23 protein-coding genes are annotated in these 26,208 nt (G+C 54.6%); 7 read left to right on the top strand and 16 right to left on the bottom strand.

The annotated features are described in order from the left end of the window. Positions 1 to 72: 72 nt before the first annotated feature. From G7064_RS15525 to G7064_RS15515, 4 genes are all read right to left on the bottom strand, one after another. On the bottom strand, positions 73 to 759 hold the full coding sequence (locus G7064_RS15525) for an XdhC family protein (RefSeq protein ID WP_240935528.1): 687 nt from the start codon (positions 757 to 759) through the stop codon (positions 73 to 75). Further along, on the bottom strand, positions 756 to 1,040 hold the full coding sequence (locus G7064_RS22485; protein WP_240935527.1) for an XdhC family protein: 285 nt from the start codon (positions 1,038 to 1,040) through the stop codon (positions 756 to 758). The genes G7064_RS15525 and G7064_RS22485 overlap by 4 nt, the downstream gene beginning before the upstream one ends. Further along, positions 1,006 to 3,312, bottom strand: coding sequence for a xanthine dehydrogenase molybdopterin binding subunit (locus G7064_RS15520; protein ID WP_166074300.1), 2,307 nt, complete (start codon positions 3,310 to 3,312; stop codon positions 1,006 to 1,008). The genes G7064_RS22485 and G7064_RS15520 overlap by 35 nt, the downstream gene beginning before the upstream one ends. A 119-nt stretch (positions 3,313 to 3,431) precedes the next feature. After that, positions 3,432 to 4,865, bottom strand: coding sequence for an FAD binding domain-containing protein (locus tag G7064_RS15515; RefSeq protein ID WP_166074299.1), 1,434 nt, complete (start codon positions 4,863 to 4,865; stop codon positions 3,432 to 3,434). A 605-nt stretch (positions 4,866 to 5,470) separates the two neighbouring features. Here G7064_RS15515 and G7064_RS15510 point away from each other — a divergent pair. Beyond that, positions 5,471 to 8,437, top strand: a complete 2,967-nt coding sequence (locus G7064_RS15510; protein ID WP_166074298.1) for a SusC/RagA family TonB-linked outer membrane protein — start codon at positions 5,471 to 5,473, stop codon at positions 8,435 to 8,437. A 53-nt stretch (positions 8,438 to 8,490) separates the two neighbouring features. After that, positions 8,491 to 10,134, top strand: coding sequence for a RagB/SusD family nutrient uptake outer membrane protein (locus G7064_RS15505; RefSeq protein WP_166074297.1), 1,644 nt, complete (start codon positions 8,491 to 8,493; stop codon positions 10,132 to 10,134). 136 nt (positions 10,135 to 10,270) lie between these two features. On the opposite strand, the gene G7064_RS15500 is transcribed toward G7064_RS15505, so the two are convergent. The 7 genes from G7064_RS15500 to radC form a co-directional block, all read right to left on the bottom strand. Continuing rightward, a complete protein-coding gene (locus G7064_RS15500) occupies positions 10,271 to 10,768 on the bottom strand; it encodes a hypothetical protein (protein WP_166074296.1) in 498 nt (165 codons plus the stop codon). Between the two features lie 559 nt (positions 10,769 to 11,327). After that, a complete protein-coding gene (rny, locus tag G7064_RS15495; protein WP_133273961.1) occupies positions 11,328 to 12,995 on the bottom strand; it encodes a ribonuclease Y in 1,668 nt (555 codons plus the stop codon). Between the two features lie 112 nt (positions 12,996 to 13,107). Continuing rightward, complete coding sequence (locus G7064_RS15490; RefSeq protein ID WP_133273962.1) at positions 13,108 to 13,398, bottom strand: cell division protein ZapA; 291 nt, start codon at positions 13,396 to 13,398, stop codon at positions 13,108 to 13,110. 28 nt (positions 13,399 to 13,426) lie between these two features. Further along, positions 13,427 to 13,723 (bottom strand): hypothetical protein, encoded by a 297-nt coding sequence (locus G7064_RS15485; protein WP_133273963.1) that lies wholly within the window; start codon positions 13,721 to 13,723, stop codon positions 13,427 to 13,429. A gap of 136 nt (positions 13,724 to 13,859) precedes the next feature. Continuing rightward, positions 13,860 to 16,280, bottom strand: coding sequence for a phenylalanine--tRNA ligase subunit beta (gene pheT, locus G7064_RS15480; protein WP_166074295.1), 2,421 nt, complete (start codon positions 16,278 to 16,280; stop codon positions 13,860 to 13,862). Between the two features lie 171 nt (positions 16,281 to 16,451). After that, positions 16,452 to 17,072 (bottom strand): DUF1684 domain-containing protein, encoded by a 621-nt coding sequence (locus tag G7064_RS15475; protein WP_166074294.1) that lies wholly within the window; start codon positions 17,070 to 17,072, stop codon positions 16,452 to 16,454. A 123-nt stretch (positions 17,073 to 17,195) separates the two neighbouring features. Next, entirely contained in the window at positions 17,196 to 17,939 is a 744-nt protein-coding gene (radC, locus tag G7064_RS15470; protein WP_166074293.1) for a RadC family protein, read from the bottom strand. A gap of 124 nt (positions 17,940 to 18,063) precedes the next feature. Between radC and G7064_RS15465 the strand changes: the two genes are divergently transcribed. The 5 genes from G7064_RS15465 to G7064_RS15445 all read left to right on the top strand — a co-directional run bounded on the left by G7064_RS15465 (position 18,064) and on the right by G7064_RS15445 (position 22,243). Continuing rightward, positions 18,064 to 19,302 carry a metallophosphoesterase gene (locus G7064_RS15465; RefSeq protein WP_166074292.1) on the top strand — a complete coding sequence of 413 codons (1,239 nt, stop codon included), beginning with the start codon at positions 18,064 to 18,066 and terminating at the stop codon, positions 19,300 to 19,302. 158 nt (positions 19,303 to 19,460) lie between these two features. After that, complete coding sequence (locus G7064_RS15460) at positions 19,461 to 20,069, top strand: hypothetical protein (RefSeq protein ID WP_133273967.1); 609 nt, start codon at positions 19,461 to 19,463, stop codon at positions 20,067 to 20,069. A 111-nt stretch (positions 20,070 to 20,180) separates the two neighbouring features. Then, a complete protein-coding gene (locus G7064_RS15455) occupies positions 20,181 to 20,891 on the top strand; it encodes a carboxypeptidase-like regulatory domain-containing protein (protein WP_166074291.1) in 711 nt (236 codons plus the stop codon). A gap of 45 nt (positions 20,892 to 20,936) precedes the next feature. Continuing rightward, positions 20,937 to 21,854 (top strand): UV DNA damage repair endonuclease UvsE, encoded by a 918-nt coding sequence (uvsE, locus tag G7064_RS15450; RefSeq protein ID WP_166074290.1) that lies wholly within the window; start codon positions 20,937 to 20,939, stop codon positions 21,852 to 21,854. A gap of 29 nt (positions 21,855 to 21,883) precedes the next feature. Then, complete coding sequence (locus G7064_RS15445) at positions 21,884 to 22,243, top strand: hypothetical protein (protein WP_166074289.1); 360 nt, start codon at positions 21,884 to 21,886, stop codon at positions 22,241 to 22,243. 69 nt (positions 22,244 to 22,312) lie between these two features. Here the strand turns inward: G7064_RS15445 and G7064_RS15440 are convergent, their stop codons facing one another. The 5 genes from G7064_RS15440 to G7064_RS15420 all read right to left on the bottom strand — a co-directional run bounded on the left by G7064_RS15440 (position 22,313) and on the right by G7064_RS15420 (position 26,204). Further along, positions 22,313 to 22,669 carry a hypothetical protein gene (locus G7064_RS15440; RefSeq protein WP_166074288.1) on the bottom strand — a complete coding sequence of 119 codons (357 nt, stop codon included), beginning with the start codon at positions 22,667 to 22,669 and terminating at the stop codon, positions 22,313 to 22,315. Positions 22,670 to 22,930: 261 nt separating this feature from the next. Further along, a complete protein-coding gene (locus G7064_RS15435) occupies positions 22,931 to 23,251 on the bottom strand; it encodes a hypothetical protein (RefSeq protein WP_133273972.1) in 321 nt (106 codons plus the stop codon). Between the two features lie 339 nt (positions 23,252 to 23,590). Then, complete coding sequence (locus tag G7064_RS15430; protein WP_166074287.1) at positions 23,591 to 24,307, bottom strand: hypothetical protein; 717 nt, start codon at positions 24,305 to 24,307, stop codon at positions 23,591 to 23,593. Positions 24,308 to 24,358: 51 nt separating this feature from the next. Continuing rightward, complete coding sequence (locus G7064_RS15425; RefSeq protein WP_133273974.1) at positions 24,359 to 25,135, bottom strand: DUF4097 family beta strand repeat-containing protein; 777 nt, start codon at positions 25,133 to 25,135, stop codon at positions 24,359 to 24,361. 217 nt (positions 25,136 to 25,352) lie between these two features. Continuing rightward, positions 25,353 to 26,204 carry a HEAT repeat domain-containing protein gene (locus G7064_RS15420; protein ID WP_166074286.1) on the bottom strand — a complete coding sequence of 284 codons (852 nt, stop codon included), beginning with the start codon at positions 26,202 to 26,204 and terminating at the stop codon, positions 25,353 to 25,355. Positions 26,205 to 26,208: the final 4 nt, after the last annotated feature.

Raw genomic sequence — 26,208 nt, 5'->3', positions numbered from 1 at the left:
TTAGTAAGCGATAAAAAAGCCCCCAAACGTCATGCAGAGCACGGCGAAGCATGACCGGCGGTAAGGTATTGATTACTTCGTATTCTTCACGGCAATCAGTTGCGCGGCGATACTGATGGCTATTTCTTCGGGTGTTTGACTGTTGATGGACACACCAACTGGGGCGTGTAAGCGCTGTAGTTGCTCAGGCGGAATGCCCGCTGCTTGATAGTCAGCAAGCATCTTTTCTATCTTCTTTTGGCTGCCTAACAAGCCTAGAAAGCGCAACTTCTTACCCAGCAATGCCCGCACGGCGATATCATCGGTGCGGTAGCCTACCGTCATAACAACCACGTACTGATCTACGCCTTCGGGGAGAAGCTCCTGTAAGTCAGCGTAACTGGCGACGGTCGTTTTTTCGTGAACGAAGCTATTATCTAAGAACGTGTTGAGTCGCGGTCGGTCTTCATAGAGGTGAACCCGGAAATCGAGCGACTGCAACAAGCGCGATAAAGCCAAGGCGCAGTGGCCGCCGCCGATGAGATGCAGCTGGTGTTTATGACCAATCTTCTCCTGATACAGCCAAGCATCTGCGGGCTCCGGCCGAAACAAATAATCCTGCGCTGACTGTTTACTGGCTTCGAAAAAAATGCCCCCCGACGTCAGGGTTAGCGTGCCGGTTTGCTCGTGTTGGAGCGCTGAGAGCAGTTGCTGAATTGCCGTGGCATCCGTTTGCCGCACGCGGTATAGCAGTACGGTTTGCTCGCCGGAGCAAATCATCCCGCTTTGGTCCTGGGGGCTTTTTTGTTATGAATCTGGCGGTGCAGAGAGCTTACTGGTGAGGGTTGCGCGAGGCGCTCACGGGCTAGCTGCACGAGCTTGTGCTCCATAATGCCGCCACCGATGGAGCCCTGCATAGCGCCATGAGCATCCACACTCATTGCAAACCCCTGCCGGCCCGGACTACTGCCCTGACTTTGCACCACATATAGCAGCATGGCCGAAACGCCCCGGCGCAAACTTTCGCTAAGAAGCAGCCACGTGGCGCAGGCTCTGTTCATGTACTTGTGGAGTGTCGGTAGCCGACTGCGGATATAACCCTAGCAACACTTTCTCGGGTGTCATCGGGGCATCAAAGGCGATGGGGGAAGTTGGGTTGAAGGCTTTAATCGCATTGCGCAAGGCGAAATAGGTACCAATTCCATACATGAATGGCGGCTCGCCTACGGCCTTGGAACGGAAGATAGCGAGGTTATCCTGCTCGGTTTGCAAGGGCTCGATGGCAATTTCCTTGGGCACCGAGTAGATATCAGGAATCTTATAGGTAGAGAGCGTATTGGAGCGCAATCGGCCGGCTGGGTCGTAAAGCAGCTCTTCGAGCGTCATCCAGCCTATTCCCTGCACAATACCGCCCTCAATTTGCCCACGATCCACAGCGGGGTTCATGCTGCGGCCAAAGTCGTGCACTACCTTCACCGCGTCTACCTGATAGGTGCCACGCAGGCAATCCACGGCTACGGTAGTGATGGCGGTGCCGTAGACGTGGTAAGCGAACGGGTGGCCTTTCTCTGTCGCTTTATCGAAGTGCACCTCCGGCGTGGCATAGTGGGCGTGCTCCGATAAGCTCACGCGCTTTAGAAAAGCGGCTGTAACTAGCTTTTTCCAGTCTAGCTCTGTTTCTTGGCCGCTGAGTAGTACTTGTTCATCCCGAAGTTCAATATCAATTTCGGGCGCTTGCAGGACTTGGGCGGCTACTTCTTTGAGCCGCTGCACAATGGCCTGGCAAGCCAGCTGCACGGCCTTGCCATTGAGGTCGGCGGTGGCGCTGGCGGCAGACGGCGACGTATTAGCGATGCGGTTGGTACTGGTGGTTTGCACCCGCACTTTACTGGGGCTGATGGACAAGGTTTGGGCCGTCACTTGCAGCATTTTCGTGTTCACTCCCTGCCCCATTTCTACGGCGCCAGTGCTCACTTTCACGCTACCATCATAGTAGACGTGTACCAGCGCCCGCGCTTGGTTCATCGATGTGTTGGTGAACGAGATACCAAAGCAGACCGGCATCAGGGCCAAGCCTTTTTTATAGAGCGAAGAAGAGGCATTGAATGCCTCAACCTCCTGCTGCAGCTTTTCCACATCATACAACTCTTCAGCTTTATGCCAGCAAGCGTGCGCCTCACTCACGGCTTTTTGCCCAAAAGGAAACTCGTCGCCAGTCTGGTTTAGGTTCTTTTTCTGAATTAGACAGGCTTCTATACCAAGCTTTTCGGCAGCAGTAGCGATGGCGGCTTCCATCACAAACTTGGCTTGCGGACCTCCAAAACCCCGAAAGGCCGTGTTGGGGGGCAAATGTGTGCGGCAACTATAGGCCGTGGCCCGCACATTGGGGATAAAATAGGTGCCGGTGGTGTGAAACAGCGTCCGCTCCATAATGGCCGGCGACAAGTCGGCAGCGGCGCCCGCATTCTGGTAGAAGTCAACCTCGTAAGCAACGATTTTGAGGTCTTTATCCAGCCCGATTTTGAAGTCGGAAGAGTATGGGTGGCGCTTGCCGGTCATGGCCATGTCTTCCAGCCGGTGCAGCACATATTTTACCGGGCGGCGCAGATGATGCGCGGCCAGCGCGCACAGGGCTACCCAAGCATTAGCTTGATCCTCTTTGCCGCCAAAACCGCCCCCCAGCCGAATCACGTCTACTTCCAGCTGGTGCATGGGCACACCCAGCACCCGCGCCGCCGTACGCTGCCCGGCCGTGGGGCTTTGGGTCGAAGAATAGATTTTTAACTCGCCATTCTCCTGCGGAATAGCATACGCACACTGAGTTTCGATATAGAGGTGCTCTTGTCCGTTGGTATCGGCTGTACCTTCAAACACATACTCGCACTGCTCCCACGCTTGCGCTGTATCGCCGAGGCGGAAGGTGCGCGGTGGCACAATCAGTTCACCCTGAGCTTGTGCCACACGTGGGTCGGTAATTACTGGCAGCGGTGTGATATCCACCTTGATTTTCTTCACTGCTGCCCGCGCCGCTTCGTCTGACGTAGCCACGACAAAGGCAATGGGCATTCCGCAGAAATCTACTTCGTGCTCCGCCAGCAGCGGCTCATCGGGAATGATACCGCCAATCTGGTTTTCGCCAGTAATATCTTGGTGAGTAAAAATGCGCACCACGCCGGGGTGCTGCACGGCCTCAGCCAAATGCAGTTGCTGAATATGTCCGTGCGCGACTGGCGAACTAAATACAGCCCCAAATAGAGTCCCGGCCACCAACGGAATGTCATCCAGGTAGACTGACTGCCCTCTTGTATGGTTACCGGAATCTATGTTTTTCATGATAGTGACTGATGGTCAATGAACGTCATGCAGAGCGCAAGCGAAGCATCTCGCGTGTTTGCTTGCAATGGTAACTTCAACGAAGCGCGAGATGCTTCGCTTGCGCTCTGCATGACGTTCTATTTTTGGAGTGTCTGTGACTGTCGCATCAATTCCGGCACATTCAGGTGTGGAAACAGTGCTAGGAAATGTGCTTTAATCAACTGGTTTAACAAAAGTCGCTTATAGGTTTCCGTGCCGCGGGCGTCACTGATGGGTGCTATTTCGGTCTGCGCTATTTCCAGCGCTTTCTGAATAAGCTCTTCCGAAACCTCCCCGCCTACCAAGAACTCGGAAGTCTTGTGCAGAAGCATTGGAATTGGGCCTACGCCACCGGCCGAAATTGCAGCTGTTATGAGTAAGCCATCCTGAACCATGAAGCAGCAGGCCGAGTTGACACTGGCGATATCCAAATGAGTGCGCTTGCTTACTTTTTCGAAGTTGAAGCGAGTAGCGGCACTTGGAAGTTCAAACCAGATGGCCGTTATATTCTCCTGGGGGGCTTTTTCTAAAACTTTGTAGCCTTTATAAAACTGACGCAACGGAATTTCGCGCGCCGTATGCCCGTCGCTGAGCACCAGCTGCGCATCCAGCGCTAGGAACATAATCGTCAAGTCGCCAATGGGCGAAGCGTTGACGAAGTTGCCCGCCACGGTAGCCATGTTGCGGATCGGTGTGGATGACACCAGCCGCAGAAACGGACGAAACGCGGGGAAATACTCCTGCATTAAGGCCGACTCGGCTAAGTCGCTCACCGTGGCCGCGCCGCCAATTACGCAGCGGTTTTCCTGGCGGACAATCCCTTGCAAGTCGGCTTGATTGAACAGAAAACGAGCAGCCAACTCTTTCATCTGGTCATGCTTCTGCACATATAGATCGGTGCCGCCGCCTACAAACTGTAGTGCTCCGTTTAGAACGTGCCCATTGGGTGTGCTATCCGCCGCTAGTGCCCGCAGCCGGCTTTTAATCGAAGTGAAGTACTCGGGCAAAATCTGTTGCCGCGCGACGAAAGCGGCCGGCTCCTCCCCTTCATTTGCTGACAGCAGGTGCGCAACTTTGGCGGCCGCCCGCTCGATAGATTTGTAGCCCGTGCACCGGCAGATGTTGCCATCCACGGCGGCTATGGCGTTCTGCGTGGTTGGCTTTTGCCCGCTCAAACAGAAGCCCGCCAATGAAACCACAAAGCCCGGCGTACAAAACCCGCACTGCGTCGCCGATTCGTCCACCATGGCCTGCTGAATCGGGTTCAGCTGCTCCATATTTATGCCTTCCACCGTCACCACATGCTTGCCCTGCACATTGCCCAGGGGCGTAAGGCAGGAAGTATACGAGCGGTAGCGTACCTGATCCTCAGCGAGTTCGCCCACCAGCACCGTGCACGCGCCGCAATCGCCCTCCCTGCACCCGATTTTGGTGCCCGGCAGGTGCTGATGATAGCGCACAAAGTCTAGCAGCACGGTACCCGCCGGCAAGTCCGTATCTACTTCTTGATTGTTGAGAATAAACTTCAGCAAGGGAAAAGCATTTGAGGTGGTTGCGGAAGTTACTTGATTTGAGTGAGATAATCGTGAGTGGCTAAGTAGAGAAAACGCGGCTACAGAACAGTAGAATAGCCGCGATGATAGCTATTGGGTCTGCGCTGGTAAGGTCACGGGCAATGTGACGACAGAAGTACTTCGACAGTCAGCCTATTCATAGCACCGCAGGCTGTCAAAACGCAGACGCAAGTGGCAGTATGAGCCATCAATTGCCAAGCTTCTCATTCTCGCTTAACCGAATAGAAACCAAGCTATTCCACCAAGAGGCGAGCGAGATGAGTCAGCCGGCAACGTTCCCGATAACGATTGCATAAAAAAAAAGCCCCCAGCCAAATCAAAGGCCGTGGGAATATTTAACATTATACCACAGTAATCTCCAAAAAGAGGTTTTCTAGCGATTCTATGACGCTAGTATTTTGTCGCGTGAGCCATCACAGAGCCTAGGTAAAGGCTCGGGTAGAAGCGACATTCTGCAGAAGCTACTCATGGCTTCTGTCGCGCACGAACGCGGCGCCCTGCATACATACCTAACGTGGCCTTAGAGCCACGTAACTCCTTCTATTCCAATCTATCCACATTACATGAAGCACAAACTACTCTTACCAGCAATCTTGCTCTGCGCAGGAATGCCGGCTTGGGCCCAACAATCCCGTTCGGTAACGGGACAGGTGCTGGACGCCGTCACCGGTGAAGGACTACCGGGCGTAACGGTACTGGTCAAAAACACGACCGTTGGTGCTTCAACTGATCCGGACGGCCGCTTTTTGCTGAGCGTGCCCGACGGTAGCGAAGCCAGCCTGACGGTGAGCTCAATCGGCTACCTAACGCAAACGATTACTGTTGGCTCGCAGACCGACCTCAAAATCAGGCTCGCTCCCGATCGTAAGGCCCTCGATGAGGTGGTTGTAATTGGCTACGGTCAGGTTAAAAAGAGCGACGTTACGGGTGCCATCGTTTCCGTGAAAGAGGCCGACCTGAAAAAGGTGCCCGTGGCGAACGTCATGGAGTCGTTGCAGGGCCGGCTGCCGGGCGTTGACATCGTTAGCGCCGGGGGCCAAGCCGGAGCGCCGGTGAATATTACGGTGCGCGGCAACCGCTCTATCAATGCCAGCAACGGACCGCTGTTTGTGGTAGATGGGGTGCAATACAACTCTATTCAGGACATTAACCCCAACGACATTGCCTCCATGGAGGTGCTCAAGGATGCGGCCTCCACGGCCATCTATGGGGCGCGGGGGGCAAATGGCGTTATCATCGTGAGCACCAAGAAGGGCGCGGCGGGCAAAACGCGCGTCACGCTCAACTCCTACTACGGCATTACCGACCGGGTATATTATCCGAAGGTGAACAACGCGGCCGAGTTTGTGGCGCAGAAGCGGGAAGCCAACCGCACCAGCGGCCGGTGGGCTACCACCGCCGACGACCCAAAGATTTTCACGGCTGCGGAGCTGGAAGCCATTGCCAACGGCACCTCCACCAATTGGGCCGACTTGCTGTTCCGCGATGGGGTACAACAGGAGCATCAAATTGGCTTGTCGGGCGGCTCGGAGAAGACCAAGTTCTACCTGTCGGGCGATTACTACAACGAGCAGGGCCTGTTCCGCAACGACAACCTCAACCGCTATTCTTTCCGGGCTAACCTGGACCAGGCACTCAATGACAAGGTCAGCATCGGCCTACAAAACCAGCTGACGTACTACAACCAGAATACCCGCCGCGACCCCACCAACCAAGCGAATAAAATTAACCCCCTCGGTACGCCCTATGATGCGGATGGCAACATCGTTAACTATCCTAACAACCAAGCCTTTATCAACCCATTGGTAGATGAGCTGCCGGACAACTACGCCAATAATACCCGCACTACGCGCACTTTCTCCACGGCCTATATCAGCTACCAGATTCTGCCGAGCCTGAACCTGCGCTCAAACCTGGGGCTGACGCTTTCCAACGGCCGCACGGGCATTTATCAAGGCCAATACACCCTCGACCGCAACGGACAAGTTTCGCAGTCGTCGTACGGTACGCAGTTCGACACGAACTGGAGTTGGGAGAACATTCTCAACTACAATAAGACTTTCGGCAGCCACTCGCTGACGGCCACCGGCGTCACGTCGCTGCTGACGTTCAATACCGAAAACTCCAACGCGCAGGGCCGCAACCAGCTGCTGGCGTATCAGGAGTTCTTTGCCTTAGCTAATGCGAACCAGCAAGTTGGCATCAATAGCGGCTACACCGACAGCAAGCTAATTTCGTTCACGGGGCGCGTGCAGTACGGCTTCAAAGGCAAGTATCTGCTAACGCTGACTGGCCGCGAAGACTTATCGTCGAAGCTGGCGCGGGGCAACAAAGGCTCGTTCTTTCCCTCGGCGGCCGTGGCCTGGCGCATCATCGACGAGGAGTTCATGAAGGACATGACGTCGGTAACCGATCTGAAGCTGCGCGCCAGCTACGGCCGGGCCGGTAACTACGATGTGCCCGCGTACTCATCGCAGAGCTTGCTGTCGCGGATTCCGTATGCCTTTGGCGAAACGGCCGCCGCGGGCTACACCTTTGCAAACCGCATTGGTAACCCCGAGCTGGGCTGGGAAATTTCGCTGACCAAGAACGTCGGCCTTGATTTCGGCTTTCTCGATAACCGAGTGACTGGCTCCGTAGATGTGTACGACACCGAGACCAGTGACTTGTTGTTAAACCGCTTCCTACCACTGTCTTCCGGCGTATCATTTATCACGCAAAACATCGGCAAGACCCGCAACCGTGGGGTAGAAGTGGGCTTGAACGCACGCGTTGTCGAGCGGGAAGATTTCACTTGGAACGTGGGCCTGACGTGGTTTAAGAACAAAGAAGAGATTCTGGAACTTGGCACCGGTGCCAACGACATTACCAACGGCCTGTTTATCGGCTCGCCGGTACGGGTGTTCTACGATTACGAGAAGATCGGCATCTGGCAAACGGATGAGGCTGACGCGGCCAAGGCATTCGGCCAAAAGCCCGGTCAGATCAAGGTAAAAGACCTAGATGGCGACGGGCGCATCACGGCGGCCAACGACCGGCGCGTGCTTGGTACGGCCGTGCCTAAGTGGAGCGGCAGCATCAGCAGCGACTTGAGCTACAAAGGCTTCGACCTTTCGTTCCAGGTATTTGCGCGCATCGGGCAGATGATTAACTACGACTACGCCCAGATTTTCGACCCGCAGGGAATTGAGAATAGCTCACGCCAGAACTACTGGACACCTGAAAACCCTTCCAATGATTACCCACGCCCCGACGCGGCCCTGTCGAAGAGCACGCTCCAGAACGGATTGTTCGGCACCACGCTCGGCTACCGCGACGGCTCATATGTGAAGCTGCGCGGCGTGACGCTCGGCTACAACCTGCCGGCCTCTTGGCTGGAAAAGGTGGCTATCAGCTCGGCCCGCGTGTACGTGCAGGGCAAGAACTTGGTGACGCTCAGTGAGATTGACAACTACGACCCTGAGCGTGGTGGTGCAATCACTACTCCCATTCCGCGCGTGGTATCAGCGGGCATCAACCTAGGCTTCTAGGGGGCTTTTTTGGAGCCATTGCCTGTGTTTTCAACCAGTATTTGACGAAGAAGATGAAAATATCAAAGATAACTTTAGGCGTTGCGGCCTGCGCGCTGGCCTTTTTGACCTCGTGCGAAAAGCAATTGGAGGAATACAACCCCTCCGGCCTAACCGCCGATGCCGTGTACACCACACCAGCCGGTTTTGAGAGCTTAGTAAACGCGGCGTACTCCTACACGCGCTGGTGGTACGGCAAGGAAGACGGCATCAGCATGTCGGAAATGGGCACTGACCTCTGGCTCCGCGGCGCCGGCGACGTGAACCCCGACCTGACGGAATACACCACGCTGCAATCCAGCTCGCGGGCGGTAGAAAGCGTGTGGGGCAAGCTGTATACCGCCATTAACCTTTGCAATGCTGGTATTTCGCGGGTGAAAGATTCGGGGATGACGGATGCGCAGAAAACGGTGCGCGAGGGCGAACTGCGCTTTCTGCGGGCTTTCTACTACTGGCACATCGTGGAGACCTGGGGTGGCGTACATTTCACCACTACTGAAACGTCTGGAGTGCAAACCACCGCCAACCGCACGCCAGTTGATACCTTTTACAACCAAATTGTTGAGGATTTGAACGTAGCGGTTGCGAATCTGCCGACTACTACCGCCGAGTACGGCCGCGTGACCAAGCCGGCGGCGGAAGCGTTTCTGGCCAAAATCTACCTGACGCGCGGCGACAACCAGCAGGCAGCTACGCTGGCGCAGAAAGTAATTTCGGGCTACAATTTCATCCTGCTCCCCCGCTACGCCGACCTATGGTCGATGACGAACCTGGAAAACCGGGAAATTGTGTGGGCCGTGAACTACACCAAGGAGCTGACCCTCAACGACCGGGTGGACAACACACTTTATCCTGATGGGCACTCGCGGGGGGGTAATAATGGCCATTTGATGTGGCTGATGAAGTATGATGATCAGCCTGGTATGGTTCGCGACGTTGCGAATGGCCGGCCCTTCAACCGCTTCATGCCGACCAAGTTCCTGCTGAACCTGTTCGACGAAACCAAGGACTCACGCTACGCCGCTTCCTTCCGAACAGTGTGGCTAGCTAACACGGCTGTAGCCGGTCGTTTCGCCGTGGGCGATACCGCCATCCTGGCCACTAAAAAGGCGATTCCTGCTTCGGTACAGGCGTCAAAGAAGTACGTGACCTACGACGTAAACACAATATACAACGCCAACGGCACCGCCAAAAACCGCTTGCAGTATGTGTGCCTACGTAAGTTTGAGGACCCTACTCGCCCTACCATTCAGGAGGAGCAAAGTGCCCGCGACGCCTACGTTATTCGTTTGGCCGATGTGTATTTGATGGCCGCGGAAGCGCAGTTTAAGCTGGGCAACACGGCACAGGCTACCACCCTCATCAACGCTGTGCGGGAGCGGGCTGCCTTGCCTGGCAAAGTCGCCGATATGCGCATTACGGCCGCCAACCTGAGCCTCGACTTTATTCTCGACGAGCGGGCCCGCGAACTAGCCGGTGAGCAAGTGCGCTGGTTCGACCTCAAGCGCACGAATAAGCTTGTAGATCGGGTGAAGGCCAATAACCCGGAGGCAGGCGCCAGCATTCAGCCGTATCATACGGTGCGCCCTATTCCGCAGCGTCAGCTTGATGCTATTTTGAACAAAGAGGAATTCACTCAGAACCCAAGCTACCGGTAGGCTTTATAGCGTCAGGCCCAAGCGGCATTTTATCTATGCGTTCGGTAACACCAAAAAAGCCCCGCAGCATTTGTGCTGGGGGGCTTTTTTGGTGTGGTACAGTGTATTGTGGTACTACTGGATAGTTCAGCGTTATTTAGTCGATCCTTAACTTTTTATACAACTCAGCGGGCATTATTATCACTCCTAATCCTAGTAACACGGAGCCGTCTGCTAAAACACTTTTTTGCTCTTCTCTCATCTTCCCACAAGGCACAGAAATGCCTACCGTTGCTTGACCTTGTAGCCACGGTGAGCCTAATCGCCAGAACCATGATGGTTCAAAGTACAGCATAGATGGCTCGTATGCAGGCACATCATTCAGTGTAAGCCGATTAACCTTCACCCAGGTAGCCCGCACTGTTGCGCCCATAACACGCTGGTTTCCTCTGGCTGAAGTATCAAAATGAGCTACACTAGCTTCCCCAAAGTATTTGTGATACGTTCCGCGCCAATCTGGTTTTTTAACCTCGCCATTGCCAGTCACCGGAAAGCCGGAAGGAAAGCCACCAAAGCCTTGAGCCCCATACACCCGGCCGCGGTAAGCTGAAGTGTAGGCTCGGTCGAAAAATCGTGGTATAGTATCCAACTCCAATTTCGTATTGCCTATTGCGCGTGAAACTGTAGGTACTATCCGGCGTCTTGGTAGCTGCTACAATATGTCCTCTCGCTGCTACTTGCAAATGCTGGACAGGCGAATACGCTATACTGCCTTCCATAGCGGGTACACGTATGTTTCCATTAACCTCCACTGCGCCTTTCTGCCGAACAAGCGATGGGCTAGGCAAAATAGGTTGGTATAGTGTACAGCTAGTAGTTAAGCTTAGTACCAACAGAGATGCTGTGCCGGTAAACTGATTCTGTAAAAGTGAAGTCACTTGGGGGTTATTAAGAGAAAGATCAATAGTACTCTAGCACTCCCTCCTTTTCAACCCAAGTTGTACGATAATCAGACTTTACAAAGTATCTAAAGCCATACAGATCTCAACAATTCGCAGCTAAAAGCTTGCGTTAGAAGCCATTTTCACAATTCTGCATGATTCCAATTCAGACTTCTTTCTTTTAATAAATTTATAACCTGCTTTTGGAATTTGTAATAAAAAAGCCCCCCAGCACTAGTGCTGGGGGCTTTTTTATTACTCTAAATGAAGCCTTTACTTGGCGTACGCTACAGCGCGCATCTCCCGAATGACGGTGATTTTAATCTGGCCGGGATACTGCATTTCCTTCTCAATCTTCTGCGAGATTTCGTAGCTCAGCTCCTGGGCGCGGTCGTCGGTTACGTTGTCGGCGTTCACCATTACGCGCAGTTCGCGACCGGCCTGAATAGCGTAGCACTGGAGTACTCCGTCGAAGCTTACGGCTGTTTCTTCCAGTTGCTTGAGGCGCTTGATGTAGCTCTCCATCATCTCGCGCCGAGCGCCGGGGCGAGAGCCGCTGATAGCGTCGCAGGCCTGCACCAAGGGCGAGACCATAGCGGTCATCTCAATCTCGTCGTGGTGAGCCCCGATGGCGTTGATGACGTCGGGATGCTCTTTGTACTTCTTAGCTAGCTCCATGCCTAGAATGGCGTGGGGCAGTTCGGGCTCCTCAGTGCTCACTTTACCGATGTCGTGCAGCAGACCGGCGCGCTTGGCGTGCTTCACGTTTAGGCCCAGTTCGGCAGCCATGGTGGCGCAGAGGTTAGCTACTTCGCGGGAGTGCTGGAGCAGATTTTGGCCATAGCTGGAGCGGAAACGCATCCGGCCAACCATCTTAATCAGCTCGGGATGCAAGCCATGAATACCGAGATCAATGATAGTCCGCTCACCGATTTCCACGATTTCCTCGTCGATGTTCTTGCGGGTTTTAGCCACAATTTCCTCAATGCGCGCAGGGTGAATACGGCCGTCTTTCACCAGCAAGTGCAGCGACAAGCGCGCTACCTCACGGCGCACCGGGTCGAAGCCGGAAATAATGATTGCCTCAGGGGTATCATCTACGATGATTTCCACGCCGGTAGCGGCTTCCAGCGCACGAATATTACGGCCTTCGCGGCCAATGATTTTGCCCTTGACATCGTCCGATTCAATGTTGAAAATCGATACGCAGTTCTCAATAGCGTGCTCAGCGGCCGTGCGCTGAATCGTCTCCAGCACCACTTTCTTGGCGTCCTTCGTAGCCGAAAGCTTAGCCTGCGCTACCACATCTTTGATATAGGAGGATGCCTGAATTTGCGCTTCGTTTTTCAGTGACTCAACTAGCTGCTCGCGGGCTTCGGCCGCCGACAAATTGGCGATGGTTTCGAGTTGGTGCTGTACATCGTGGATGCGGGCGTCGAGGTCGTGCTCTTTCTGCTGGAGCTTGGCTTGCTGAGTTTCGAGGGTTACGCGGCGCTTTTCTTCCTGACTGTCGAGTCGCTCGCGCTGCTGCTGAGCATCGGCCTGAAGCTTTTCGCGGAGGGTTTCTAAGTCCTGCTCTTTACGCTGTAGTTGTTCGAGCTGCTTTTGCGTGGTTTCGGTGAGGCGCTTGATGCTCTGTTCCTGCTCAAGTACGGTGGCCCGGCGCTCTGTTAACTCTTGCTCTAACGCTTGCTTTTGGCGTTTGCTTTCCTGCTCAAACTCGTTCTTAAGCTGACGAAACTTATCCTTGGACTGCTGAATACGCTCGTCGCGGGTGCGGTTGGCTTGGGCCTCAGCCTCCTGAAGAAGTTGTTGGGCCCTGGCTTGCGCCTGGGCCTCGTGGTCCTGCCTGGCCTTGCCGGCCAGCAGGCGTCCTAGCACCACGCCGGCCACAAGGGCAACGATGGCGGCTAGAACAATATAGATTATGTAGTTGGGCATGAGTTATGGTTTTTAGGGGATACTACTAAACCATAACAAAAAAATCTGCCCAACAATCTCCAAGTAGCGGAGCGTAGGCCCCGCCCGGTCGGGCATAAAACTGCGCCAGTACTCAGCCGAGTACCAGCGACGAAAGCAGATTATCTAAGCGCGTAAGGCGCTCAGTAAGAGCTGCATCAGTGCCATCCTTCTCTTTGCTGACTTTCAAGCCGTCAGCCATTGTGGATAGGGCAATCATGGCTAGCAAGTCTTGCTTGTCCTGAATGCCGTACTGTTCGCGAAATTCCTTGATCCGTTCGTTGAGCTGACGCCCAGCCAGGCGCAGGCGCTCCTCTTCCAAGGGGCTAACGCGCATGGGGTAGTCTCGTTCGGCAATACGGATTTTAATGGCTAAGTCACTCATCAGCAATTGGCTGGACGTTCGATGGTCATTACTCCCTCAAATAGGCAAGGCACTTATCAATCTCGCGGATATATTCGTTTAGGCGCAGTTTAAGCTCGTTGGCGTTGGCAGGTTCCTCTGCTATGGTATGGACAAGTTTAGCGATATTCTCCTGATTCTGGAAATCCTTGAGCTGCCGTTCCCGGTCGCGCACATCGGCGTGAAGCTGCTGAATGGTGGTTTGAGCATCGGCCAGTTCCTCGCGCAACTGCTGATAGGCAGCCACTAAGGTGGTTACCTGCCGCTCTAGGCGGTCTAGTTGAGCGAGCTGCTGAGAGGAGGCCATGCGGGAGAATTATTTTTGAGAAATAAGCGCCACAGTAAATTTGCCGTCTGCTTCGCTTAGGCAATTTGGCAGGATTTCACCTGTTCCCCAAACTTCAAGCTAGGAGCACGAGTTCAAACCTACTGCGGCGCTTGGGCTAACGACGAATTACGGCGCCTGCCTGCTTTTCAAATTGTTGGATCAGGCGCTGCATTACCCCATCGATGGCTTGGTCGGTGAGCGTTTGGGTGAGGTCTTGCAGGCTGAAGCTGACGGAGTACGACTTCTTGCCTTCCGGCAGCTTATCGCCTTCATACACATCGAATACATTCACGCCTTGCAGCAGCTTGCGCTCGGCCCGCTGAGCAATTTGGCGCAGCTGGTCGAAGGTTACGGCCTTGTCGACTACCAACGACAAGTCGCGACGCACCTCGGGAAACTTGGGCAGCTCGCGGGCCACGAGGGCGTTCTTGTATTTCTTTACCAACCAATCCCAGTCCAGCTCAGCGTACCACACGGGTTGGTTCACGTCGAGGCGCTTAAGTACACCGCCAGAAATGCCCCCCAGGTGAGCTACCGGCTGGTTGTGCGCTAGCAAGGTCAGGCCACCCGCCAAATATGGGTGCTGCACGGGTTGGGAAGTGGGCGCGGCGTGACCCAGTGCAGTCAGAACTTGCTGCACGGCACTAGCTAGGTGATGGAAGGTTACCTTCTCGGCTTTGTGCTGCCAGGTTTCAGCGGTAGCGTTGCCGGTGAGCAAAATTACTAGGCTGTTTTTCTCCTCGTATTGCCCGTCGGCTTTGCGAGAATAGGTTTTACCGAACTCGTAAAGCTTGAGGTCGCGCTGACGACGGTTGAGGTTATAGCGCACGACTTCCAAGGCGCTGTGCAGCACGGTCGGGCGCATCACATTTAGGTCGGCGCTGTTGTAGTTCAGCACACGCACTAAGGCTTCGTTGGTTTCGCCGTCGGCTTCGAAATAGCGGGAGTTAGTGATGGAGTTGGTGATGATTTCCGAGAAGCCTTGGCCGCTAAGCAGACGGGACGTATTCTGGCGCAGAATCTCTGGGTCAGGATTCGGGAATTTGGCTAGGAAGGAAGCTGAATTGTTCGGACGCAAAGCCACATTGTTGTAGCCGTAAATGCGCAGGATTTCCTCAATTACGTCAGCCTCGCGGGTCACGTCTACCTTGAAAGGCGGCACAATCAACCACCAGTCATCACCGGTTTCATTTTGAATAATGATATCCAAATCAGTCAGGATCTGGCGGATTTGCTCCGGTGCGATGTACTGACCGATCAGGCGCTCTACCCGCGAAAAACGCAGACGCACGGTAAAAGGCAGCACATGCTTCGGGTACTCATCCACGACGGGCGCAGCAATGGTAGCGCCAGCTACTTCCTGGAGCAGCAGGGCAGCCCGCTGCAAGGCTACCAGCACCATGTTCGGATCGGTGCCGCGCTCGAAGCGGAAGGAAGCGTCGGTTTTGAGTTGGTGGGTTTGACTGGTACGACGCACCACCGCAGGCGTGAAGTAGGCACTTTCCAGAAACACACGCTTGGTAGTGGCGCTTACACCGGAAGTTTGCCCCCCAAATACCCCAGCCAAGGCCATTGGCTCCCCGCCCCCGCCAGCAATTACCAGGTCGTCAGCGCGTAGGGTGCGCTCAGTGCCATCCAGCGTTGTGAATTTTTCACCCTCAGCGGCGCGCTTCACGCGAATTTTCTCCCCAGGAATCTGGTCGGCGTCGAAGGCATGCAGGGGCTGGCCCAGCTCGTGCAGCACGAAGTTGGTCACGTCCACTACATTATTGATTGGCGATAAGCCAATACTGCGCAGGCGCCGCTGCAGCCACTCCGGCGACGGGCCAACCTGCACGTTCTCCAACAGCAAACCGGCGTAGCGTGGGCAGGCCTCTTCGTCCTCGATCAGCACCTGCACATTCTGCGCGGCGGCTGTGGGGGGCAAAAATGCGCTTACATCAGGCAGGTGGCAGGGCTGGCGTAGGAGCGCGCGTAACTCGCGGGCCACGCCGTAGTGAGAGGCCGCGTCGGCGCGGTTTGGCGTTAGGCCGATCTCCAGCACGGCATCCGAACCTAAGCCAAAATAGTCGGCGGCCGGAGTACCATTGGGAAGGTCCGTATCGAGTACGATGATACCGGCGTGGGAAGTGCCAATGCCAATTTCATCCTCGGCGCAAATCATACCCTCGGAAGCGGCGCCCCGAATTTTGGACTTCTTGATCTTAAATGGTTCGCCTTGGGCTGGATGCAGCGTAGCACCTTCTAGAGCTACTACTACCTTCTGGCCAGCGGCCACATTAGAAGCACCACACACGATTTGGCGCGGTGTAGTGTCGCCTACGGCTACGGTAGTCAGGCTGAGCTTGTCGGCGTCGGGGTGCTTTTCGCAGGTCAGCACTTCACCGATTACCACGCCGCGCAGGCCGCCCGGTATGCTTTCCAGCTCTTCTACGCCCTCCACTTCCAGGCCCGAGCCCGTAAGCAAAGCCGCCAACTCTGTGGCCGATTTATCGGTGGGAATTAAGGTACGGAGCCAGTCGAGGGAGATTTTCATGGGTAATGGATAAGCAGTAATCAGGAGCCGAATGTACTAGCGCGGAAACGGCGGAATGGGCAAAGGTAGAAATTTGAGGAAGGCAGGCTGAAAGGCCAAGCCCACAAAACTTCTATTCGGTTTGGCGGAGCAAGAACAGCAAACAACCCATTCCTTATGCGTCAACTCAACTTAATCTTTGTCGAATGTCTTTTCGCCAGCCTTGATATACACGGATAAGATGTTCTCGGCGGGCGGCACAGGACAGGCGAAGGACACATTGTAAGCGCAGAAGGGATTGTAAGCCTTATTAAAGTCCAGCACGATTTCGTCATCGCCTTCACCCACGGGGTCAGCGTCGAGGTAGCGGCCGCCGCCGTAGGTATCGAAGCCGTTGGTTTTGTCGGTAAAGGGAATGAAAAGCGTGGTATCGGGGCCGTTGGCTTTGCGAAACACAGTGAGGCGTTGCGGCTGCTTTTGCCACTCAAAAGAGGCACGGCCCCAACGCAGATACTTTTCGGCCTTGCCGTCGGTGAGGCGCATAGCAATGGTATCGCGCACGGGAAAGGGCTCAAACTCGGCGGTGAGGCGATACGTTTTATCGGGAGCGTAGTAGTGCAGGCTGTCGAACTCCTGGCGCTGCTCGGCGGACAGCGGCGACCCTTGCACTCGCCGAAACTCGTCGTTTTTGGCGTGGCGCTCCTTCTCGATGCGAGCAACATATTGCTCGTCGTTCAGGACGAGGTCTTGGAGGAAATAGCCGAGTACGAGAACTAGGCCCAGGAGAATAAAAAGCTTGGGATTGATGCGCATATTGGCGCAAAGGTAAGCGCCGTTGTTTGTAGCGCGAAGCTTCCGCTTCGCGTATCGTTAAACGACTTGCGTTGGGGGCATTTTTAACAACATAAGCCACGATACACGAACTGAAAGTTCGCGCTACAGCACGCCCTCATCGGCGAAGCTGTAGTAGCCGTGGTCGGTATAAATCAAATGGTCGAGGATAGGCAAATCCAAGAACTGGCCGGCTTCTTTGAGCTTGCGGGTAAGGGCAATATCAGCAGCACTGGGCTTCTGGTTGCCGCTGGGGTGATTGTGTACCAGGATAATAGAACTGGCCAACTGCTCCAGGGCGTGTTTGAAAATCATCTTCGGGTCGGCAACGGTGCCGGCTACGCCTCCGCTGCTGATGGGTTGTTTGCGCATGACCACGTTGGCGCGGTTGAGCAGAATCACCCAAAATTCTTCGTGAGGCAAATCCTGAAGATTGGGGCGGATGAGCTGGTAAATATCGCGGGAGCAAGTAATGGTGGTGCGAGCCGCGGCAGCCGTTTCCTTGCGGCGCCGGCCTAACTCTAAAGCCGCCACGATGGTTATAGCTTTCGCCTCCCCGATACCTTTGTGGCGCATCAGCTCCTTCACCGACAATTTGGCTAGCTCATTCAAATCATTCTCTACCGCATTCAGTATCAGCTTGGCTACGTCGACGGCCGAGAGCTTGGCGGTGCCTGAGCCGAGCAGAATTCCCATTAGCTCCGCGTCGGAGAGAGCTGAGCGGCCTTTTTGCAGGAGCTTTTCGCGGGGGCGGTCTTCCTCGGCCCAGCTTTTAATACCGAAAGAAGTGGGCGCTACGTAACGCACGGGGGCCACGGCCTCTTCCGCCAGATTGTCAACTGATTTCATACTGCACTATTGTTGCTGAGGGCTGGTGCTTAAGGTAAAAGCTGTAGTCAGCCGTCTATCCTATTCTTACCTGGCATTTTCAATAACTAAACCAAAGCCGCCAGATTCCTCTTTAATTATCCGCATGTCACGAATTCTGAGTTTCCCCTTCATCTTATTGCTCATTTTAGCCGAATGGTACGGCTACCAAGCTATAAAAACCCTTATTCCGGCCAGCTCTATTAGCGGACGACGCCTTGCCGGAGCTATCTATTGGATTGTCACTGTATTGGCTTGGGGTTTCGCTATCTGGGCAATTACTACCCGCCACAACGGCCCGGCACCCTATAAAACGTATCTATCCAGCGCCTTGGTGGGTTTGCTGCTGGCCAAACTAGTGGTATTGCTGTTTTTGCTCCCCGAAGATTTAGTTCGGATGGGGCGCTGGGTGGTGCAGCAGTTTACGCAACGTGATGGTGTGGCCACCGGCACGCCCATTACGCGGAGTCAGTTTTTGAGCGGCTTGGCACTGGTAGTAGCAGGCATTCCATTCGTGGCTTTTGTCTGGGGAATGCTGCGCGGGGCAACCGATTACCAGGTGAAACGTGTAACACTGCGCTTCCCCAACCTACCGGCATCTTTCGACGGCTTTAAAGTGCTTCAGATTTCGGATTTGCACACGGGTAGTTTTCAGTCGAGCGAGCCGCTCGAACGGGCCGTCAGGATGATTAATAAGCAGCAGGCCGACCTCATTTTTATGACCGGTGACCTAGTGAATAACGTGGCTACCGAGGTCGAAACCCACATCGATACCCTGGCCCAGATTCAGTCGAAGCTACCGAAGCTTTCTATTCTTGGCAACCACGACTACGGCGACTATGTGGAGTGGCCCAGCCCGGAAGCCAAGCGCGCCAACTTGGCCCGCCTGGCGCAGAATCACGCCAAAATCGGGTGGCGCCTGCTGCTAGATGAAAGCCATACCATTGAGCGCGACGGCGAGAAAATAGCCGTACTGGGCGTGCAAAACTGGGGCGCCCAGATGCGCTTTCCCAAGTACGGCAACCTGCCCAAGGCCCACGCCGCCAGCGGCGACGCGCCCTTCAAAATTCTCCTCTCCCACGACCCATCCCACTGGGAAGGTGAGGTGCTGAATTATCCCGATATCGACCTCACCCTTTCGGGCCACACGCACGGTATGCAGTTTGGCGTGAACCTGCCGTTTTTTAAGTGGAGCCCCGTGCAGTATGTGTATAAGCAGTGGGCGGGCTTGTATAACAAGGGACAACAATACCTGTACGTGAACACCGGTTTGGGCTACATTGGCTATCCGGGGCGGGTGGGCTTCCTGCCCGAAATAACCGTATTTGAATTGCGACGGGCGTAAGCAGCCGTATCATTTATATATAAAAAAGCCCCCCGGCAATGGCGTTGGGGGCTTTTTTATATATAATAATTCAATTATACAACTGCAAACAACCTGAACCGTATAGCGGCCGTGGTCTGATTCTCGGACCACTACTCTCTCCCTCCCACATTTTTGTCATGAAAAAGACCTTCCTCCTATTCTCCTGCGCCGGTGCGCTGGCATTTGCGTCCTGCTCGCAGGAAAAAGCAGCCGAAACCACGACGACCACAACGACCACGCAGACCGTCACCACCACGCCGGCCGCGTCGCGCAGCCGCGCTACCCGCATTGCCACACGCATGGCTTCCGACCTGAAAATCACGGATACGACCGTAGTAGCCCGGGCCGAGGATATCTATTTCGAGCGTTCGCGCCGCCTCGCTGAGCTGGAGGCACAGTATGCCACCGACACCACGGGCATGTACGCGGCTATGCAAAGCATTAATACCGAAATCGATACGCAGTTCAAAACTGTTTTCTCCGATCCGGCGCAGTACGACGCCTACGTAGCTAACCGCATGAACTACGCCGAGGAAATGTACATGGAGGAAGCGCCCGCACCTGCAGCTTCAGCCGCGGTTGACCAAGGCGTAACCAAAACGGAAGCCGATGGCGACACGAAAACCAAGTACGCCGACGGCACCAAGGTGAAAACCGAATCGGACGGTGAAATGAAAATAAAGGCTGCCGACGGCTCCAAAGTGAAAGTGGACGACGACGGCGAAACCAAGATGAAAGAGGAATAACGAACCGCTCCGCCAGTTTTCTGGTTAATCGAAGCCCGCACCTGCAACGGTGCGGGCTTTTTTTGACTCTGTAGTTGGCTACCTTGCAGTTTGGTTGCGTTCGTATAATTGATGGGTTTATCGTCTCGTTTGTTCACCGGATTCTGGAGTAAAGCCGCTGTACTGCTGGTTTTGGGCTTGTTGATGGCCCTGTCGGCCTCGGCTCAGTTGCGCGTGTCGGGCACAATTATCAATGCTGCCGACGGCAAACCAATACCTGGCACCACCGTGCGTATTAAGGGCACCAAAACCGGCGTAGTAGCCAACAACGACGGTGATTTCCGCATTGACGTGGCGTATACGGACACGCTGGAGTTTATTTCGCTAGGCTTTGCCACCAAGCGAATGGCGTTAGGCCGCTCGGGACTTTCCCAACTCATTGTGCAGGTAAAGCTCGATCGGGCCAGCATTCAACTGGGCGAAGTGCGGGTGCAGGAAGGCCGCCCAGCGGATGCGCAGATAAAAAAGGCCCTGCGCAATGTGCGCCGCCCCACACCGCCCGCCAACGCCGTAAAACGCCCCCCAGCGCCCAAGCCACTGTTCCCCGTCGACTCAACGGCTCCTAAAGCGCCGGTTGCCTCCCTTGAAAACCCAGCCAGTCTGCTCTACGATGCTCTTTCGCGGGAGGGCAAGGCGCGGCGCAAGCTAGAGGAGCTACAACAGCAGGAAGCCCTGAAAAAGAAGATGGAGCAAGCCCGCCGCGACCGGGAGCGCTATAACCGCAACTTCAAGGATAATCGGGGTACGAGTAGTATTTCATTGCTTGGAGGCGCTGGCCATTAGGCGCTTCCCACAACAGCCGACGCGCAACCTGCGTAAGCTGAAGCTATGAAAATTGGGTATCCCTGCGTAAATGAAACGCTCGACTGTAGCGCGGCCACTACTTTCCGGCTGGCGTCTTACACCGATGAGCGCGTGGTAACCACCGTTACCAATAATCTGGCTTGTTTGCAGCGCATTCTGGAATACAACGTCCAGCACGGTCTGCTCTTCTTCCGAATCGGCTCCGGCATCGTGCCTTTTGGCTCGCATGCGGTCAATACGTTTCCGTGGCAGACAGAATTTGCCCCCCACTTCCGCGCTATCGGCGATTATATCAAGGCCGAGCAGATGCGTATCTCCTTCCACCCCGATCAGTTCGTGGTGCTCAACTCCCCCGATCCGGGCATTGTGGAGCGCAGCATTGCCGAGCTGGTCTATCAGGGCTCCATGCTGGATTTGATGGGCCTTGATAGCACGGCCAAGCTGCAAATTCACGTGGGTGGCCTCTACGGCGACCGAGACGTGGCCATTGAGCGCTTTATTGCCACCTACCGCACGCTCCCGGAAGCGGTGCAGGTGCGGCTGGTTATCGAAAACGATGACCGTCTGTTTAGTCTGCGCGACTGCCTGCGGGTGCACGAGGCCGTAGGTATTCCTATTCTGTTCGACAACTTCCACCACGAGTGCCTCAACCACGAGGAGCCAATGCAGGAAGCCCTGCGGCTAGCGGCCGGCACCTGGCACCCCACCCGCGACGGCGTGCTGATGATGGATTACAGCTCTCAGCAGCTTGGGGAGCGCAAGGGCAAGCACACTTCGTCGTTGGTAGAGGATAGGTTTCGTGAATTTATCACGCACCTCAACGGCCTCGACGTAGATATGATGCTTGAAATTAAAGACAAAGAAGCCAGCGCCCTGCGCGCCGTGGCTATTCTGCGCGAGTTGGGTTTGGCTGCGCCAATCCCACTCAGCGCCTCCGTTTAGGTTTACACACGTCATTCATTCCCCATTATATGAACCAGCCAAACGCCCCTCAGTCCGGCGCCGATTTGCTTGCCGGCACGGTACACGCCCTGCACGGTGGTCTCACTTCCCTGCCTTTAAGCACGGCTCACACCAACATTGATACCTGGCAGGAAACCCTGCAACAAAGCGGTATTCCAGAGCTACAGGACATTGACCGGGAGCTCGGAAATCTACAATCATTGCTTAGCAACACCGACGGCATTGATGGCGCGGCCGTTGGCGACTCATTGGATATGCTGGGCACGCAGACGTTGCAGGCTGCCGTGCATGCCACGCCCGACGCCCAAGCGGCCCTTCGCGCCCTCGGCGACTTACTGCTGCAACACAGTGTCAAGCTCAAGGAATAAAAATCAACCACTCGCAAAAAAGCCCCCCAGATATTCTCTGGAGGGCTTTTTTACTACCTATTCAGTAAGCTAGCGCGTAGGTGGCGTGCCATTCTGGGTGTCGGCGGCCGGGCGCTTCTTCTCGTTTATTCGCTTGGTGCGGCGGTTGGTGGTGGTTTCTACACTTGGAGAGGCTTGGCCATCCATCACGGTCTGCCGTTTGCGTACCCGCTCCTGGGCTGGAGCCGTAGGCGACGCACTTTGATCTAATGTACTGCGCTCCGTATTCTGAGGCGTAGGTACAGGATTGATGGGCGCTGGCGTGGCTGCTTTTGGAGGCGCGGCTGGCGAACCAGTAGCGGCTGGTGGCGTAGCTGGTGCGGGGGCCGTTTGGGCATACGCCGAGGCACTTAATAATAAGGCCGCACATAGGAATTTCGTTTTCATATTATTCACAGAATCAAGTCCAGAGAATTTAGGCGCAAATTCGCACAGCCCTAAAACAAGTACGCGTTATGAACCTTAATAGCCGCTTTTAGTTTTCGCAGCGTATATAATTTTGGCTTTTAAATTTTATATAAATAATCAAAATAAACACAGCAATAAAAATATAATCGACCCTTAATTAAGACCAAGCAGAATAAATAAAGCCCGCTTTACGTGCGTAAAGCGGGCTTTATTAACTTAATCAAATTAAGGTTTTAGACCTTATTTTGATGGATCAGCCTTCATTTTAGACTTCTTCTTTTTGTTCTTCACTTTTACGTCAGCAGCCTCATCCTTAGGAGCAGCAACGGCTGGCTGCGTGGTCGTGCTCTGCGTTTCTACAGTAGTAGAAGTTTGCGTAGGAGCAGTAGTAGTGGTGTTGATAGTAGCATCCGTGGCCGGTGTTGTGGTTGTGGTGCTCTGAGTGCTGGTAGGCGTGGTGGGCTGCGTTGTAGTCGTGGTGCTCTGGGTGGTAGTAGTCTGAGCGTTAGCAGCAGAAATACCAGCAACCAACAAAGCGACTAAAATCAGGGACTTTTTCATAATACAGGACTAATGTTGAAAAGAGATTTTTAAAGAGTCGAGAGCAAGTGCAAATGCACTAGCGATATCCATCAGAAGATAATCGCAAGCCCTCAACGGAAGCAAGAACGAATAAGTTACAGGCCTTATTATTTAAGCGAATAAAAATTGGAGCTGCAACCCAAGCAATATGGGCTTAATACATTCACAAAGCGTATTTTACAATTCATAAATATATTTTTAAAACACCTATTATTTTAATTGTCAAGCTACCATTTTATTAGTTTCAATGCCTTTCGTCGACTTCCTTATTCTACTCACTGGCGAGGAAATTTGCCCCCCAGCCAACACCACGGGGGTTTAGTTCTGCTTGCGGAAGAATACGTCGCCGCTGATAGACTCGAGGCGGATGGCCGGGCCGCTGCTGCCCAACGTGCCGCGCACTTGGTAGCCCACGGGGGAGTTGTTTTTTTGGCCGTTCAAGGCAATATCCTGGTTGGTGTACACCTCACCGGTGATGGTTTTCATGGCTACTTCAGCGCCTTTTGTCGGCGGCCAGCTCACATCCACAAAGCCGCTAATGGATTTCGCTTCCAGGGGGCCATTTAGCCCTTTAACCTCAATGTTGCCGCTAATAGTATTCACCTGAACCGAGGCGCCAGCGGGCACTTCAATCACGTAGTCGATGCGGGCACAGACGCGGTACGAGCCCTTGCCATTCTTGCCCGTGTCGTTCCAGGTGCTGTAACCCTCGCCGTCGGGGCAGTCGGCTTCGTTGCTGGTGTAGAGCAGCTCTTTATCGAACGCCGACTTCACTTTTACTTCGTCGCCTTCCGTGTTCAGGGTCAGCAGTAAAGCGTCGTTCAGCTTATTATTGTTGATGGTAACCGAGGCACGCACGGCTACTTCCTTACCGCTGCCGCCTTTGATCTGAATGCTGGATGCCTGTTGTAAATCCAGCACCAGCCGTTGCTTAGAGCTCAGGGGGGCTTTTTTCTCAATTATTTTTTGGGCTTGGGCAGGGCTCGTGCCCAGGAGCAGGGCAAACATGGCCCCAAGTAGCAAGAAGAGTTTCATGACAAGACAGTAATTAAGTTAGTGTAACCAATTGATATGTAGACAGAAGTATTACTTCGCTTTGCGAACGAACACGTCGCCGCTTATCGATTGCAAGGCGATTTTGGTACCGCCGCCGTTCACGGTGCCTTCCACCGTTTGGCCGCCCACACGCCGCATATCGCCCTCTTCCTTGCTCTTACCCATGTTGATGTCGAAGTCGGTGTAAACCTCGCCCGAAATGGTGCGCAGTTGCAGGGTGGTTTTGCTGCTGGCCGGCATCGTGATATCTACCGCTCCACTCACACTAGAAATAGAGCTGGGCGATTTGCCCACTCCAGCGTAGCGCACGATAATGTCGCTGCTGATGCTGTTGGCTACTACGCCACCGCCCATGTTCAGAAGTTGGGCGTCGCCATTCTTCATGTTTACTTCCAGGTCGCCCTGCAAGTCGTTTACTTTCAGATTGCCGCTGCCAAACTGGGTTTGGGTAAACACTACTGCTGTTTGACGCGGCACCCGAATAACGTAGTCCGTATCCTTGCGAGAGGCCTGCACCACGCGCACTACATTGTCCTTTTCGGTCACGGAAAGGCCAATCTTGGTATTGTCAACAGCCGAGTTGTACACGGGCCGTAGCCCTTCGGCGCGCTTGGGGGCTGGCTCGAAACCGTTGCCCCGAATGATGAGCTCATCGCCGTTATAGCCTTCCAGCGTGACATCGCTGCCGTTCATATCCAGCACGATTTTGCGGGCTTTACCGCCGAGCTTAAGCTTGTATTCCTGGGCCCACAAGGCCGGACTAGCCGCTAGTAGGTAAAGTAGAGTGAGAAACAGAGTCTTTTTCATGACAAAGAGAAGTGGAGTAAGAAAGGAGTCGAACGTACCCGCAACCGCGACTTCCGGGGGCTTTTTTCAGGCCCAGTTCGTTGGGAAAATGGATTAAGAAGAGAGAAAAGTATGTGTAGGTGAGCTTGTGGAGCAGCCATGCCGAGTGGAGCGAAGCAACTTCATTCGCTTCGTAATCAGCCTTGTTGCGTCGGTCGGCTCTGTATGCTATTGCGCTTTATATCTGTATCAGCTGGCCCAGCCCCGATTCTGCCTGCTGCCGCACAATGGGTAAGGCATCGCGGCGCTGCGACAAACGCTCCAGTTCCGGCACGGCCCGCCGCTCGCGCAGGGCCACCAGTAGCTCAATGAGCATGATTTGCACGTTGGGGTCGGTCTGAATGGTAAGCGACTGCACGAAGGCCTCCCTTACTCGGGGGTCGTCGCGAAGGCGGTAGAGTGCCTGCCCGGCAGCTAATCGCACGTTTGTATTCGGGTCGAAGTTGAGCGTATTGATAAGCGCCTGCACCGTTGGGTCGGCACTGCCCTTTACTTCCCCAGCCATCTCATTTACCAGCTGAATCCGGTCGCTGGCGGAGAGGGAAGGCACCGCAGGATTTACCTTAAGAGTACCCAAGCGTGAGTCAGCCGTGGTAGCTACCGGGCTGATGCCAGCAACATCAGCGCCTAACGGCCGCCACAAGTTGCCCAGCAGCACACCCGTAGCCAGCAGCACAAGGCTGGCGGCAATCCGTAGCCACCACATTCCCGACTCCTCCGACTTGGCTGGCTCTAGGCGCACTACTTTCGCCTCGCGCACTTCTGATTCAGGCTTTGCCAGCGCCGCTTTTTCTCGTTCTAGCGCGGCCATAAAGTTTACGCGCAATGCTAGTGGAGGAGTGATAGGCTCGGCAGCTTCAAATTTGGTCCCCAACTCCTGCAACTGCGCCACGCGCTCCTGGCAGCGGGGGCACGTAGCTACGTGAGCCGCCATCTGGGCCGTCTGAGCCGGAGGCAGGCTGTGCTCGGCATAGTCAACCAGCAGGTCGGCTACATCAAGGCATTCGGAAGAATTAGGCGTGATATTCATGGTT

Origin of the sequence: Hymenobacter sp. HDW8 (genome assembly GCF_011305775.1) — a bacterium.
GTDB lineage: Bacteria > Bacteroidota > Bacteroidia > Cytophagales > Hymenobacteraceae > Hymenobacter > Hymenobacter radiodurans.
This window is presented reverse-complemented; position numbering and strand designations above follow the sequence as displayed.

Excerpts from the sequence above, each read along its gene's own strand:
- G7064_RS15490 (WP_133273962.1), bottom strand. The coding sequence starts at position 13,398 with ATGAGTGACTTAGCCATTAAAATCCGTATTGCCGAACGAGACTACCCC.
- pheT (WP_166074295.1), bottom strand. The coding sequence starts at position 16,280 with ATGAAAATCTCCCTCGACTGGCTCCGTACCTTAATTCCCACCGATAAA.
- uvsE (WP_166074290.1), top strand. The coding sequence starts at position 20,937 with ATGAAAATTGGGTATCCCTGCGTAAATGAAACGCTCGACTGTAGCGCG.
- G7064_RS15520 (WP_166074300.1), bottom strand. The coding sequence starts at position 3,312 with ATGAAAAACATAGATTCCGGTAACCATACAAGAGGGCAGTCAGTCTAC.
- G7064_RS15475 (WP_166074294.1), bottom strand. The coding sequence starts at position 17,072 with ATGCGCATCAATCCCAAGCTTTTTATTCTCCTGGGCCTAGTTCTCGTA.
- radC (WP_166074293.1), bottom strand. The coding sequence starts at position 17,939 with ATGAAATCAGTTGACAATCTGGCGGAAGAGGCCGTGGCCCCCGTGCGT.
- G7064_RS15455 (WP_166074291.1), top strand. The coding sequence starts at position 20,181 with ATGGGTTTATCGTCTCGTTTGTTCACCGGATTCTGGAGTAAAGCCGCT.
- G7064_RS15425 (WP_133273974.1), bottom strand. The coding sequence starts at position 25,135 with ATGAAAAAGACTCTGTTTCTCACTCTACTTTACCTACTAGCGGCTAGT.
- G7064_RS22485 (WP_240935527.1), bottom strand. The coding sequence starts at position 1,040 with ATGAACAGAGCCTGCGCCACGTGGCTGCTTCTTAGCGAAAGTTTGCGC.
- G7064_RS15505 (WP_166074297.1), top strand. The coding sequence starts at position 8,491 with ATGAAAATATCAAAGATAACTTTAGGCGTTGCGGCCTGCGCGCTGGCC.
- G7064_RS15525 (WP_240935528.1), bottom strand. The coding sequence starts at position 759 with ATGATTTGCTCCGGCGAGCAAACCGTACTGCTATACCGCGTGCGGCAA.
- G7064_RS15435 (WP_133273972.1), bottom strand. The coding sequence starts at position 23,251 with ATGAAAAAGTCCCTGATTTTAGTCGCTTTGTTGGTTGCTGGTATTTCT.
- G7064_RS15440 (WP_166074288.1), bottom strand. The coding sequence starts at position 22,669 with ATGAAAACGAAATTCCTATGTGCGGCCTTATTATTAAGTGCCTCGGCG.
- G7064_RS15430 (WP_166074287.1), bottom strand. The coding sequence starts at position 24,307 with ATGAAACTCTTCTTGCTACTTGGGGCCATGTTTGCCCTGCTCCTGGGC.
- G7064_RS15485 (WP_133273963.1), bottom strand. The coding sequence starts at position 13,723 with ATGGCCTCCTCTCAGCAGCTCGCTCAACTAGACCGCCTAGAGCGGCAG.
- G7064_RS15465 (WP_166074292.1), top strand. The coding sequence starts at position 18,064 with ATGTCACGAATTCTGAGTTTCCCCTTCATCTTATTGCTCATTTTAGCC.
- rny (WP_133273961.1), bottom strand. The coding sequence starts at position 12,995 with ATGCCCAACTACATAATCTATATTGTTCTAGCCGCCATCGTTGCCCTT.
- G7064_RS15460 (WP_133273967.1), top strand. The coding sequence starts at position 19,461 with ATGAAAAAGACCTTCCTCCTATTCTCCTGCGCCGGTGCGCTGGCATTT.
- G7064_RS15420 (WP_166074286.1), bottom strand. The coding sequence starts at position 26,204 with ATGAATATCACGCCTAATTCTTCCGAATGCCTTGATGTAGCCGACCTG.
- G7064_RS15510 (WP_166074298.1), top strand. The coding sequence starts at position 5,471 with ATGAAGCACAAACTACTCTTACCAGCAATCTTGCTCTGCGCAGGAATG.
- G7064_RS15445 (WP_166074289.1), top strand. The coding sequence starts at position 21,884 with ATGAACCAGCCAAACGCCCCTCAGTCCGGCGCCGATTTGCTTGCCGGC.